This is a genomic window from Streptomyces sp. NPDC031418 (assembly GCF_055581605.1).
Map to the genome: position 1 here is coordinate 95,220 of NZ_JBVIJC010000003.1, position 12,566 is coordinate 107,785.

General features: G+C 74.6%; 10 protein-coding genes. 8 read left to right on the top strand and 2 right to left on the bottom strand.

Features of this window, described 5'->3' with window-relative positions:
- The first annotated feature begins 291 nt into the window (after positions 1-291).
- From ACZ5CZ_RS04570 to ACZ5CZ_RS04595, 6 genes are all read left to right on the top strand, one after another.
- Complete coding sequence (locus ACZ5CZ_RS04570) at positions 292-1,722, top strand: hypothetical protein (protein WP_468939105.1); 1,431 nt, start codon at positions 292-294, stop codon at positions 1,720-1,722.
- A gap of 14 nt (positions 1,723-1,736) precedes the next feature.
- Positions 1,737-2,768, top strand: coding sequence for a glutamate ABC transporter substrate-binding protein (locus ACZ5CZ_RS04575; RefSeq protein ID WP_468939108.1), 1,032 nt, complete (start codon positions 1,737-1,739; stop codon positions 2,766-2,768).
- A gap of 52 nt (positions 2,769-2,820) precedes the next feature.
- On the top strand, positions 2,821-4,098 hold the full coding sequence (locus tag ACZ5CZ_RS04580) for a hypothetical protein (RefSeq protein ID WP_385847457.1): 1,278 nt from the start codon (positions 2,821-2,823) through the stop codon (positions 4,096-4,098).
- Positions 4,095-6,557, top strand: a complete 2,463-nt coding sequence (locus tag ACZ5CZ_RS04585) for a serine/threonine-protein kinase (RefSeq protein ID WP_468939113.1) — start codon at positions 4,095-4,097, stop codon at positions 6,555-6,557. Before ACZ5CZ_RS04580 ends, ACZ5CZ_RS04585 begins: the two co-directional genes overlap by 4 nt.
- 3 nt (positions 6,558-6,560) lie before the next feature.
- Positions 6,561-7,835 carry a PP2C family serine/threonine-protein phosphatase gene (locus ACZ5CZ_RS04590; protein WP_468939116.1) on the top strand — a complete coding sequence of 425 codons (1,275 nt, stop codon included), beginning with the start codon at positions 6,561-6,563 and terminating at the stop codon, positions 7,833-7,835.
- A 90-nt stretch (positions 7,836-7,925) separates the two neighbouring features.
- Positions 7,926-9,269, top strand: coding sequence for a vWA domain-containing protein (locus ACZ5CZ_RS04595; protein ID WP_385847461.1), 1,344 nt, complete (start codon positions 7,926-7,928; stop codon positions 9,267-9,269).
- A gap of 113 nt (positions 9,270-9,382) precedes the next feature.
- On the opposite strand, the gene ACZ5CZ_RS04600 is transcribed toward ACZ5CZ_RS04595, so the two are convergent.
- The gene (locus ACZ5CZ_RS04600; RefSeq protein ID WP_468939627.1) at positions 9,383-9,613 is read right to left on the bottom strand and encodes a hypothetical protein; all 231 of its coding nucleotides are present in this window, start codon (positions 9,611-9,613) and stop codon (positions 9,383-9,385) included.
- Here ACZ5CZ_RS04600 and ACZ5CZ_RS04605 point away from each other — a divergent pair.
- Positions 9,528-11,036, top strand: coding sequence for an FHA domain-containing protein (locus tag ACZ5CZ_RS04605; protein WP_468939600.1), 1,509 nt, complete (start codon positions 9,528-9,530; stop codon positions 11,034-11,036). The genes ACZ5CZ_RS04600 and ACZ5CZ_RS04605 overlap by 86 nt on opposite strands.
- A gap of 19 nt (positions 11,037-11,055) precedes the next feature.
- Here the strand turns inward: ACZ5CZ_RS04605 and ACZ5CZ_RS04610 are convergent, their stop codons facing one another.
- Positions 11,056-12,033, bottom strand: coding sequence for a methyltransferase domain-containing protein (locus tag ACZ5CZ_RS04610; RefSeq protein ID WP_468939120.1), 978 nt, complete (start codon positions 12,031-12,033; stop codon positions 11,056-11,058).
- A 79-nt stretch (positions 12,034-12,112) separates the two neighbouring features.
- On the opposite strand from ACZ5CZ_RS04610, the gene ACZ5CZ_RS04615 reads away from it, so the two are divergent.
- On the top strand, positions 12,113-12,517 hold the full coding sequence (locus ACZ5CZ_RS04615; RefSeq protein WP_385847465.1) for a globin: 405 nt from the start codon (positions 12,113-12,115) through the stop codon (positions 12,515-12,517).
- The last annotated feature ends 49 nt before the right edge of the window (positions 12,518-12,566 follow it).

Consider the following 12,566-nt stretch of genomic DNA (forward strand, 5'->3'; position numbering starts at 1 on the left):
ATGGTGATCGCCGAGGGCACCGTGAGCCGGTTGGAGCCGCGATGTGCGTGACGGTCAGTCCGGACCAACCCCACCTGGCCGTGAGCGTGGGCACCGCTGGCGGCGCGGACCGTGAGCCCAGGCCCTGGTCCCGGGGAACCGAACATGCGCACGCGGCGTATTCATGAGCAGCGTGCGCTGTCACCAGGGCCGTGCGCGCTGCGTTCCGATCAAGATCGGGGGAAGGCCGGTGCGGATGTCGGTGCCGGCGGCGATACTTGGCGGCGAACGGATGACCATGGGGGAGGTCGAGTGACACACCCGCCGCAGAGCAGCACGGCGCCGGTGCAGGCCGGGCCGGTCGGTGTTCCCCCGCAGCCGGCGCCTCCCGGCTCCCTGCCCGTGCCGCCCGCGGCCGTGCCGCCGGGCCGGCGGACCGCGTTCGCCGAGGGGGTGGAGCGGCTGCGGGCCGCGGCGACCACCGAACCGGGGCGGCTGCGGATCATCGGGGCGCTGCTCGCCCTGCTCGTCGTCGCGTTCGGCGCCGTCACCGCCTGGCAGACCAGTGAGCGGGCGGCCGCCGCCGACGACGTGCTGCACCGCAGCCAGCCGCTCTCCTCGGGCGCGGCCGACATCTACCGGTCGCTGGCGGACGCCAACACGGCCGCCTCCAGCGGGTTCCTCTCGGGCGGCCAGGAGACCGCGGCCTCCCGGGAGCGGTACGAGAAGGACATCAGGTCGGCCGCCTCCGGGCTGGTGACCGCCGCGGCGAACGCGGAGCCGGGCTCCGCCTCCGAGGCGACCATCGCCCGGCTGAACCGGCTGCTGCCCGAGTACAAGGGCCTGATCGAGCGGGCCCGGACCTACAACCGGCAGGGCTATCCGGTCGGCGGCGCCTATCTGCGGTACGCCAACGGCAAGATGCAGAGGGAGATGCTGCCGGCCGCGGAGGATCTCTACACCAAGGAGAACCAGCGGCTGGCCGCCGACTACGCGGACGCCACCCCCTTCCCGTGGCCGGCGATCGCGCTGGGCGTGCTCGCGCTCGCCACGCTCGGCTGGGCCCAGCGCCGTATGTACCGCCGTACCAACCGGGTGCTGAACGAAGGCCTGGTGGCCGCCGCCACCGCCACCACCGTGGCCTTGCTGTGGCTGGTGGTGGGGCACGCGGTGGCCCGCTCGGAGCTGGACGGCTCCTACGACCACGGCGTCCGCTCGCTGACCGTCCTGCACGACGCCCGGATCGCCTCCCTGAAGGCGCGCGGGAACGAGAACCTGAGCCTGGTGGCGCGCGGCGCCGAGACGGTCACGGTCGACGGCGAGACGTACGACGCCTACTACTACGCCTTCGACAAGGACCTGGCCGTGCTCGGCAAGGGCCTGAGCCAGGCGGACCGGCTCGCCGACGACCAGGGCGGCCGTACGCCGGTCAAGACGGCCCGGGGCGACATGGCGGTGTGGAAGCAGCGGCACACCGCGGCCCGCACCGAGGACGAGAACGGCAACTACGAACAGGCGCTGGACAAGGTGATCGGCGCCAAGGGCGCGACCGGCGAGTGCTTCGACGGCGTCGACAGCAGCATCGCCCGGGCCATCGCCTACGAGCAGGGCGAGTTCCAGCGGGCCGCCGGTGACGGGCGGGACGCCATGACCGGGCTGCCGGTCGGGGTGGCCGTCCTCGCGGTGCTGGCCGCGGCCGGGGCCGTGGCCGGTATCGGGCGCAGGCTTTCGGAGTACCGGTGACAGGGGGCAGGACGATGGACGCGACCCGTGCGCGGGCCTCCCTGAGAGGGTGGGGCGGGGTCGGCGCGATGGCGGTGCTGTGCGCGCTGGCGCTGGCGTTCGTGCTGCTGCTGCCGCGCACCCAGCGGGCGCCGGAGCAGCCGCAGCGGGCCGGCCAGGGTGTGGCGCACGGCGTCCAGGCCCGCGCCGGCGACTGCACGCCCGGCCAGGAGCAGAACCGGACCCTGGCGCCGTCGGGCGCCGACGGCCCGACCATCGAGGCGATCAAGGCGCGGACGGGCGCCAAGCGCAAGCTGGTCGTCGGTGTCGACCAGAACAGCTACCGCTGGGGCTACCGCAACCCGAACACCGAGGGCGCCGCGCTGGAGGGCTTCGACATCGACCTGGTGCACCGGATCGCACAGGACATCCTCGGCGATCCGGACGCCGTGCAGTTCAAGGCGATCCCGACCAGCCAGCGGATCCCGGCGATCCAGGACGGGCGCGTGGACATGGTCGTACGGACCATGACCATCACCTGCCTGCGGCTGGGCCAGGTCGCCTTCTCCGCCCCCTACTTCAAGACCGGGCAGCAGGTGCTGGCGCCCAAGTCCTCGTCGATCACCGGCTACAACGGCACCCTGGCGCACAAGAAGGTGTGCACGGCCGCCGGTTCGACGGCGTACACCAAGCTGTCCGAGGACCGGAAGACCGGTGTGCTGCCCGCCTCCACCGACATCTCCACCACCGTGCCGAACCAGCTGGACTGCCTGGTCCGGCTGCAACTCGGCGAGGTGGACGCGGTGGTGACCGACGGCGCGCTCGCGGCGAGCCAGGCGGCCCAGGACCCGACCGTCGAGCTGAAGGGCTCGGCGTTCACCACCGAGTACTACGGCGTGGCGATGAAGAAGGACGCCGACGATCTGGTACGCCGGGTCAATCGCATCCTGGTGGACTACCGCGCCGGTGGCTGGCAGGCGTCGTACGACAAATGGCTGTCGGCGACCCTGGGTAAGGACTCCTCGGCGTCCAGACCGCCCGCGCCGCGGTATCTGCGCGGCGGCTGACCCGCACCGACCGGAACACAAGCCAGAGCACATGAGCAGCGAGAGGTGATCGATGGGCGTCACGGACCCCGCCGGGCCGGTGATGGACCGGGACGAGGTGGACCGTGCGCTGGCGCGGCTCGGCCAGGAGCACGAGGCGATCGAGACCTCGCTGCTGGCGCTCCAGGACCACGCGGGCCGCAGACTGCTCGAAGGCGCCGCGCTGACCGGCGTCACCAAGGAACGCTGGCAGGCCACGGAGGAGCGGATCACCCGGCTGTGGGCGTACTTCGACGCCTACGCGGACGCGCTGCGCGCCGCCCGGGAGATCCGGGCCCGGCGCCGCTGGTCCAGCCGCGAGGACCTGGCGGAGCTGACCGAGCTGCTGCGCGGCACGGCCGTCACGGTGCCCGGCGGCGGTGCGGGCCGGCTGGCCGAGAGCTTCTCGCTGGCCGCGCTGGTCGACCGGATGAACGAGCTGTACGCGACCAGCCTGGACCTGGTGGTCGCCGCCGACGCGGTCTGGTCGGCGCTGCCCGCGCGGATCGATTTACTCGCCGCGGAACTCCAGCGCACCCGCGGGCTCGCGCACTCGGTCGGGGTGCGCCCCGGCGAGCACCCGGCCGGCGACGACCTGGAGCGGATCACCCGCACGCTGACCCGGCTGCGCGAGGAGGTCGTCTCCGACCCGCTCGCCTACTGGGTGCCGGCCGAGGGCAGTTCGGCGCCCGGCGGCGGCCGCCCGGACACCACGGTGTACGACCGTGAGGCGCGCGCCCTGGAGGAGGTGCGCCGGGAGATCGACGCCGTGCTGACCGTGCGCCAGGACGCGGAGCAGCGGCTGATCCGGCTGCGGGACGTCCTCTCGCGCGCGGACCGCACCCTCGCCGAGGCGCGGACCGCGCGCGGCGAGGTGCTGGCGAAGATCGCCGCGACCGAGGTGCCGGTGGTCAGCGGCCCGCCGACGGTGCTCCAGGAGCAGCTGGCGGCGGCGGCCGAGTACCGGCGGCAGGGCCAGTGGCACCGCCTGTCCCCGCTGCTGGAGTCGCTGGAGCGCAAGGCGGAGGAGGAACTGCTGCGGGCCCGCGAGCAGTTGACGGCGGTCACCGCGCCGCTCGCGGTCCGGGCCGAGCTGCGCGGCCGGCTCGACGCCTACCGGGCGAAGACCGCCCGGCACGGCCTCGCCGAGGACCCGCTGCTGGTGGAGCGGTACGACACCGCCCGCCGCATGCTGTGGAGCGCGCCCTGCGATCTGCGCGTGGCGGAACAGGCCGTGCTGCGCTACCAGCGGACCGCGGCCGAACTGATCGGCGCGGGCGCACCGGAGGACCGCGGGGAGGACCAGTCATGAGCCAGGCGGGGCAGTCCTGTCAGCGGCCGGGGTGCGAGGGGTCGTACGAGGACGTCGGCGGTGGCGAGCTGTACTGCGACACCTGTGGCCTCGCCCCGGTCGTCTCCGCGTCCGGGATGGTCGGCTCGGCGCCCACGGGGCTCACCCGGGGCTCGGCGCAGAGCGCCGGTTCCCGGGGTTCGGCGCGGACCTCGTCGCAGTCGTCTCGGTCGCGCCGCTCGGTGTCCGGGCGGCTGTCGCGCTCGCTGTCCGGCCGGTCCACCAGCCGTTCGGTGTCGGTGCGCAGTTCGGGTTCGTCGTCGGGGACGTCGACCCGCGGGCGGCTGGGCGCCGGACTGGTGCATGTGCCGCAGGTGCCGCGGCCCGACCCGCGCGCGATGGTGCTGGACAACCCGGAGGTGCCGGAGCGCAAGCGGTTCTGCTCGCGCTCGGACTGCGGGGCGCCGGTGGGCCGCTCCCGGGGCGACCGGCCGGGGCGCACGGAGGGCTTCTGCACCAAGTGCGGGCATCCGTACTCCTTCGTGCCCAAGCTGCGGGCCGGGGACGTCGTGCACGGCCAGTACGAGGTGGCCGGCTGCCTCGCGCACGGCGGGCTCGGCTGGATATACCTGGCGGTGGACCGGGCCGTCTCCGACCGGTGGGTGGTGCTCAAGGGCCTGCTGGACACCGGCGACCAGGACGCGATGGCCGCCGCGATCTCCGAGCGGCGCTTCCTCGCGGAGATCGAGCACGCCAACATCGTGCGGATCTACAACTTCGTGGAGCACCTGGACCAGCGCACCGGCTCCCTGGACGGCTACATCGTCATGGAGTACGTCGGCGGCAAGTCCCTGAAGGAGATCGCCAACGCCCGCCGCGGCCCCGACGGCCGCCGGGACCCGCTGCCGGTGGAGCAGGCCTGCGCCTACGGCATCGAGGCCCTGGAGGCGCTCGGCCATCTGCACAGCCGCAACCTGCTGTACTGCGACTTCAAGGTCGACAACGCCATCCAGACCGAGGACCAGCTCAAGCTGATCGACATGGGCGCGGTGCGCCGCGTGGACGACGACGAGTCCGCGATCTACGGCACGGTCGGCTACCAGGCCCCGGAGGTCGCCGAGACCGGCCCGTCGGTGGCGTCCGACCTGTACACGGTGGGCCGTACCCTCGCCGTGCTCAGCTTCGACTTCCAGGGCTACACCCACGTGTACGCCGACTCGCTGCCCGACCCCGACACCATCGAGGTGTTCCGCCGGTACGAGTCCTTCTACCGGCTGCTGGTGCGGGCCACGGACCCGGACCCGGGCCGCCGGTTCGGCTCCGCGCAGGAGATGGCCGAGCAGCTGACGGGTGTGCTGCGCGAGGTGGTCGCGGTGCAGACCGGGCAGCCGCGGCCCGCGCTGTCCACGCTGTTCGGGCCCGAGGTGCGGGTCGTCGACACCGAGCTGTTCCCGCGGTTCGACGGCGAGGTGTCCCGGCTGGGCGCCCGGCCGGTGCGGAAGGCCGGTCCGGCCGCCGCGCCGTCCCCGCCGGCCGCCCTGGTCCGGCCGGTGGACACCGCGGCCGCGGCGCTGGCACTGCCGGTGCCGCTGGTGGACCCCACGGACCCCAACGCGGGTTTCCTGGCCGGTCTGATGACCTCCGCCCCGGCCGAGCTGGCCGCCGCGCTGGAGGCGGCGCCCGCCCGGACCGTGGAGACCCGGCTGCGGCAGTTCCGCGCCCGGCTGGAGAGCGGCGACCGGCACACCGCGCTGACCGGCCTGGCCGAGCTGGAGGAGGAGCGGCCCGAGGACTGGCGGGTCGTCTGGTACCGGGGGGTGGCCGCGCTGGTCACCGGCGACTTCGAGGGTGCCGCGCTGTCCTTCGACGCGGTCTACGACGCCTTCCCGGGCGAGACCGCGCCCAAGCTGGCGCTCGGCCTGTGCGCGGAGGTGCTGGGCCAGCTGGACAACGCGGCGGAGTACTACCGCCTGGTGTGGGCGACCGACCCGAGCCAGGTGAGCGCCGCGTTCGGCCTGGCCCGGGTGCAGCTCGCCGCCGGTGACCGGCCGGGCGCCGTACGGACGCTGGAGTCGGTGCCGGAGTCCTCCATCCACTACACGGCCGCCCGGGTGGCCGCCGTCCGGGCCCGGCTCAGAGGCCGTACGGCGAGCGCGGACGACCTGTCGTCCCTGGACGACCTGACGGCCGCGGCCGGGCAGGTGGAGGCGCTCCAGGCGTACGGCCTGGACCCGGCCCGGCGCGAGCAGTTGGCGGCGGAAGTCCTCGGCTGTGCGCTGGACTGGATACTCTCCGGTGGTCAGGCCGGCCGGCCCGCCGCCGGCGGCCGGGTGCTGCTGGGCAGCGGCCTGGACGAGCGGGGTCTGCGCTTCGGCCTGGAGCGCGCCTACCGCACGCTGGCCCGGCTGGCGCCCGGCGGCGAGGAGAGGATCGAACTGGTGGAACGGGCCAACCGTTACCGCCCCCGGACGTGGGTGTAGTTGATGTCGCAGATTCCCCCGCAGGCCGCACTGCCGAAGTGCCCGAGCTGCGCCGAGCCCGTGGAGTCGGGTGATCTCTTCTGCGGAGTGTGCGGGTACGACCTTTCGGTGGTGCCCGCCTCGCAGCAGGACCATCCGACCCTGGCCATCGGCAGCCCCCCGGCGCCCGAACCGGCCCCACCGGCGGGACCGGCGGGACCGGCCGGGCAGACCGGGCCGGCCGAGGCCGTCGGCGGTTCCGGGGTGCGGTTCGACCGGCCCGAGGAGCCCGAGGAGTACCCGCTCCAGGCCCCCGATCCACGTGCGGCGGAGGCCGCGGAGATCACGGGGACCGCGGAGGCCGCCGTACCGGCCGCGGAGCCCGCGCAGGTGTGCGTGGCCTGCCGGGCGGGCCGGGTGGACGACGACGGCTACTGCGAGAACTGCGGGCACGCCCAGCCCCGCGAACGCGACCACATGGAGCGGGAGTCCGGTCCGGTCGCCGCGGTCAGCGACCGGGGTCTGCGCCACCACCGCAACGAGGACGCCTTCACCGTCGGCCACACCGCGCTGCCCGACGCCACCCCGGCCTCCTTCGCGATCGTCTGCGACGGCGTCTCCTCCGCGACCCGCCCCGACGAGGCGTCGGCGGCGGCCGCCCAGGCGGCGGGCGACACCCTGCTGGCCGCGCTGCCGCACGGCAGCCATCCCCAGCAGGCGATGCACGAGGCGATCGTGGCCGCCGCGCAGGCCGTCAACGCCCTGGCCGACGAGCCCGCCGGCGAGCACGAGCACGCCCCGCACCAGAACGCCCCGGCCTGCACGATCGTCGGCGCGGTCGTCGCCGCCGGGCTGCTGGTCGTCGGCTGGGTCGGCGACAGCCGCGCCTACTGGGTGCCCGCCGACCGCTCGGCGCCGGCCGCCCGGCTCACCGAGGACGACTCCTGGGCCGCGCAGATGGTCGCCGCCGGACTGATGAGCGAGGCCGAGGCGTACGCCGACGAGCGCGCCCACGCGATCACCGGCTGGCTCGGCGCGGACGCCTACGAACTCGACCCGCACACCGCCGCCTTCAAGCCGGACCGGCCCGGAGTCGTGGTGGTGTGCACCGACGGCCTGTGGAACTACGCCGAGACGGCCGAGGAGATGTGCGAGGCCGTCCCGGCGGACGCGGCCGTGCGCCCGCTGCACAGCGCCCGGGTGCTGGTCGGGCACGCCCTGGACGGCGGGGGCCACGACAACGTAACAGTGGCGGTCCTGCCGTTCCCCGCGCCGCCGCAGGGGGCAGGATCGGCCTGAGGCCGCCTTCGGGCGACGGGGAGGCCGCACCGGACCGGAGGGGACCGGTCCACTCGACAGCCATGGGTTCAGAGGGGGAGCAGGACAGGCATGGCCAATCTCGTGAAGTCACATGTGCCGCAGTTCTCGATGGACGTCTACCAGAACGAGTACCTGCCGGAGGGCGGGCGCGAGGTCAACGCGATCGTCACGGTGACCGCGACCGGCGGCGGGACCATCGGCAGCGCCGTCGGCGCGCCCGTGCACCCGGCCGGGCAGCGGCCCTCCGCCGCCGTGGCGATCATGGTGGACTGCTCGGGCTCGATGGACTACCCGCCGGACAAGATGCGCAACGCCCGGGACGCCACGGCCGCCGCCGTCGACACCCTGCGCGACGGCACCCACTTCGCGGTGATCGGCGGCACCCATGTGGCCAAGGAGGTGTATCCGGGCGGCGGCCGGCTCGCGGTCGCCGACGCCGTCACCCGCGCCCAGGCCAAGGACGCGCTGCGCCGGCTCGGTGCGGGCGGCGGTACGGCCATCGGCACCTGGCTGCGGCTCGCCGACCGGCTGCTGTCGTCGGTGGACGTCACCATCCGGCACGGCATCCTGCTCACCGACGGCCGCAACGAGCACGAGTCGCCGGAGGACCTGCGGGCCGCGCTCGACGCCTGTGCCGGGCGGTTCACCTGTGACGCGCGGGGCGTGGGCACCGACTGGGAAGTGAAAGAAGTCACAGGGATCGCCTCCGCGCTGCTCGGCACCGCCGACATCGTCGCCGATCCCGCGGGCCTGGCCGCCGACTTCACGGGGATGATGGAGACGGCGATGGGCAAGGAGGTCGCCGACGTCGTCCTGCGGGTGTGGACACCGGTCGGCACGACCATCAGATTCGTCAAGCAAGTCGCGCCCGCGGTCGAGGACTTGACCGGCCGGCGCACCGAGGCGGGTCCGCGCGCCGGGGACTACCCCACCGGGTCCTGGGGCGACGAGTCCCGCGACTACCACCTGTGCGTACAGGTGCCCCCGGCCGGCCTCGGCCAGGAGATGCTGGCCGCGCGGGTCTCGCTGGTCGTCCCACAAGCGGACGGAACGGTACAGAACCTCGGCGCGCAGGGCCTGGTACGGGCCGTGTGGACCGACGACATGACGGCCTCCACCGCCATCAACCCCCAAGTCGCCCACTACACCGGTCAGGCCGAACTGGCACAGGTCATCCAGCAAGGGCTCGATCTCCGCAAAGCGGGCGATTTCGATGGAGCAACGGCCAAACTGGGGCGGGCGGTTCAGCTGGCCAACGTCTCGGGGAACGCGGATACTGCGAAACTGCTTGCGAAGGTGGTGGACGTGGTCGACGCCGCGACAGGTACTGTGCGGTTGAAGACGAGGGTCGCCGAGGCCGACGAGATGACGCTGGAGACCCGGTCCACCAAGACTGTTCGTGTGAAGAAGTGACCCTGTACCGACCTGTACCGACCCTGGAAGCGTAGGAGAAGGGGAAGCGCCGACATGCCGACCTGCCCGAACGGACACCAGTCGGGTTCCGACGACTGGTGCGAGGTCTGCGGTCACCGCATGGCCGGTGCCGTACCTCCGCCCCCGCCGCCGCCCCCGCCCGCCGGCGGGTACGGCTTCCCGCCGCCCGCGGGCGGCGCCGGTGCGCCGGGTGGCGGACGGCCGCCGGTGTCCGCCGTACCCGACCCGGAGCCGGAGCTGTGCCCGCAGTGCCGTACGCCCCGCGAGGGCGGCGCGCCCTTCTGCGAGGAGTGCCGGTGGAACTTCCTGACCAACACGGCCACGTCCTACACCCCGGCCGCCCCGCGCCCGCCGCAGCCCCGCTTCCAGCCGCCGAGCGCGACGTACGGCGGCGGTGACGGGTACGAGTACCAGGGCTCGCGGCCCTCGCAGGTGAACCGGCCGGCCGAGCCGATCCCGTCCTTCGGCAGCGAGCCCTCGGGCCCGACGCCGTTCCGCGGCCCGCAGACCTCACCGGGCCCGGGCAGCGCCCCGCCCTTCGGCGGCCCGCCTGCCTCCGGCTTCGGAGCTGGCGGCGGTCAAGGTGGCCAGGGTGGTCCGGGTGGCCAGGGTGGTCCGGGTGGCTTCGGGGGCGGCCCGCAGGGTGGTCCGGGTGCGCCCGGTGCGCCCGCTGCTCCGGGGGGTCCGTCCGGCACCGGCGGCTTCGGCGGCGGACCCGGGCAGCCGAACCAGCGGCCCGGTCAGGGACCCGCCGGCCCCGGTGGGCCTGGCGGTCCGGGTGGGCCTGGTGGTCCTGGTGGCTTCGGCGGCCCCGGTCGTCCGGGTGGCCCCGGTGGTCCCGGTGGCTTCGGCGGTCCTTCCGCACCTCCGTCCGGCGGCCCGCAGCCCTCGGGCCCACAGCCTTCCGGCCCCGCGCCTTCCGGGCCGGCGCCTTCCGGCCCGCCGCCCTTCGGCCGTGAGCCCGGCCCGTCCGGCTTCGGCGCCGACCCCTCGCGTCCGGTTCCGCCGCCGCCCGCTCCGGCCCCGCCCGCCGGGGGCCCCGGCACCGGTCCCGGCGGTGGCCCGCAGGCGTTCCGGCCGGCCGGCCCGCCGGCCCCGCCCGCGTTCCCGGAGACCGGCCGTCCGCCGGCCGGGGGTCCGTCGGGTCCCGGCGGTCCGTCCGGTGGCCCCTCCTTCGGGGGCGGTGACGACGACTGGGTGATCCCCCCGCCGTCCTCCACCGGCCCGGCCGGCGGTCCGCAGCGCGGTCCCGGCGGCGGTTACGGCTACCCGCCGCCCGGCGGCAACCAGGCACCGGCCGCCCCCGGCTTCCCGCAGGCACCGCAGGCTCCGCAGCAGCGGGGCCCGTGGACCGCGACCATCGGCCCGGACCGCGAGTACTTCATGGCGATGATGCAGCGCTCCGGCCCCGAGGCCGCGGGCCTGAACCTGCCCGCGTACTCGCCCGAGCAGCAGCGCACGCTCACCGGCGACCAGATCACCATCGGCCGCCGCCGGCACTCCACCGGCGACACCCCCGACATCGACCTGTCGGTGCCGCCGGAGGACCCGGGCGTCTCGCACCAGCACGCGGTGCTCGTGCAGCAGCCGGACGGCAGCTGGGCGGTCGTCGACCAGAACTCGACGAACGGCACCACGGTCAACATGTCCGAAGAACCGATCCAGCCGTTCGTGCCGGTGCCGTTGCAGGACGGCGACCGGGTGCACGTGGGCGCCTGGACGACGATCACCGTCCGCCGCGGCTGACGGCGGCGCCGGACACGTCTCACGGGAGGGGCCAGCGATACGGCCCCTCCGGGTCGTCCAGCCACGCCCAGGCGTGCGCGCCGGCGACCGTGACGCCGTACCTCTCCCGGTCCGGGCGGCCCTCGCGCTCCCACAGCGCGTAGGCCTCCCGCGGATCGAGGGTGCCCCGGGTCAGCGCGAGCAGGAAGCGGAACGGCTCCTGCTCGCGGGCCGGGGCCGGCAGGCCGCGCAGCGGCACCGGGTCCGGCTCGGGCCGGCCCCCGCCGCGCAGCGGTACGAAATAGGCGGCCGTGGGCAGGAACCTGCCCTCGGCGTGCTCCCGGTCCCGCACCGTCAGCGCCATCAGCCCGGTCGCCAGCGGCGTCAGCACCCGCGCGCCGGGACGGCACTGGGCGAGCCAGGGGCGCGGCACCGTGGGCAGTTCGCAGGTGGCGATGATCCGGTCGAAGGGGGCGCGCTCGGGTACCCCGCGCGCTCCGTCGCCGGTGACCACGACCGGGCGGCAGCCCGCGGCGGCCAGGTGCTGCCGGGCCGACTCGGTGATCTCCGGTTCGAGTTCGACGGAGGTGACCAGGTCGTCGTCGCCGAGCCGGTGCGCGAGCAGGGCCGCGTTGTAGCCGGTGCCGGCGCCCACCTCCAGGACCCGGTCGCCGTCCTCGACGCGCAGCTCGACCAGCATCCGCGCCATCAGGGAGGGCTGGCTGCTGGAGGAGAGCAGCTCGCCGTCGCGCAGCCGGGTGGCCAGCGGTACGTCCTCGTAGGCGCCCTTCAGCCAGCGCTCGCGGGCCTCGGGCTCGGGACTCTCGCCCCAGCGGCGCTCGTAGCCGCGCGCCCCGGCCACGTAGTAGTACGGCACGAACAGGTGCCGGGGGACGGCCGCGAACGCCTCCCGCCACACCGGGTCCCCGGCCCATGCCCCGTCGGCGTCGATCTCCCGCACCAGCGCGGCCCGCGCCGCGGCGGCCGGACCCTCGGTCTCGGCGTCGTAGGCACCCATGGCTCCACAGTAGGGGTGTCCGGTGGGCAGGGGTCCTAAGGCCGGAGTCCTCCGCCACCGCGTCTGAGACCATGGACGGGTGAATGAGATTCGGCGCGGCACGCTTCAGGAGCAGACCTTCTACGAGCAGGTCGGCGGGGAGGAGACCTTCCGTCGGCTGGTCCACCGTTTCTACGAGGGAGTCGCCGGGGATCCCCTCCTGCGGCCGATGTACCCGGAGGAGGACCTGGGCCCGGCCGAGGAGCGGCTGGCCCTGTTCCTGATGCAGTACTGGGGCGGTCCCACCACCTACAGCGACAACCGCGGCCATCCCCGGCTGCGGATGCGGCACGCCCCGTTCACGGTGGACCGCGCGGCGCACGACGCCTGGCTGCGGCACATGCGGGTGGCCGTGGAGGAGCTGGGGCTGTCCGAGGAGCACGAGCGGACGCTGTGGAACTACCTGACGTACGCTGCCGCGTCGATGGTCAACACCCCGGACTGAGGACGAAGCCGTTGCGCCGGGCTCAGCGGACGGTGACGGCCGGAGCCGG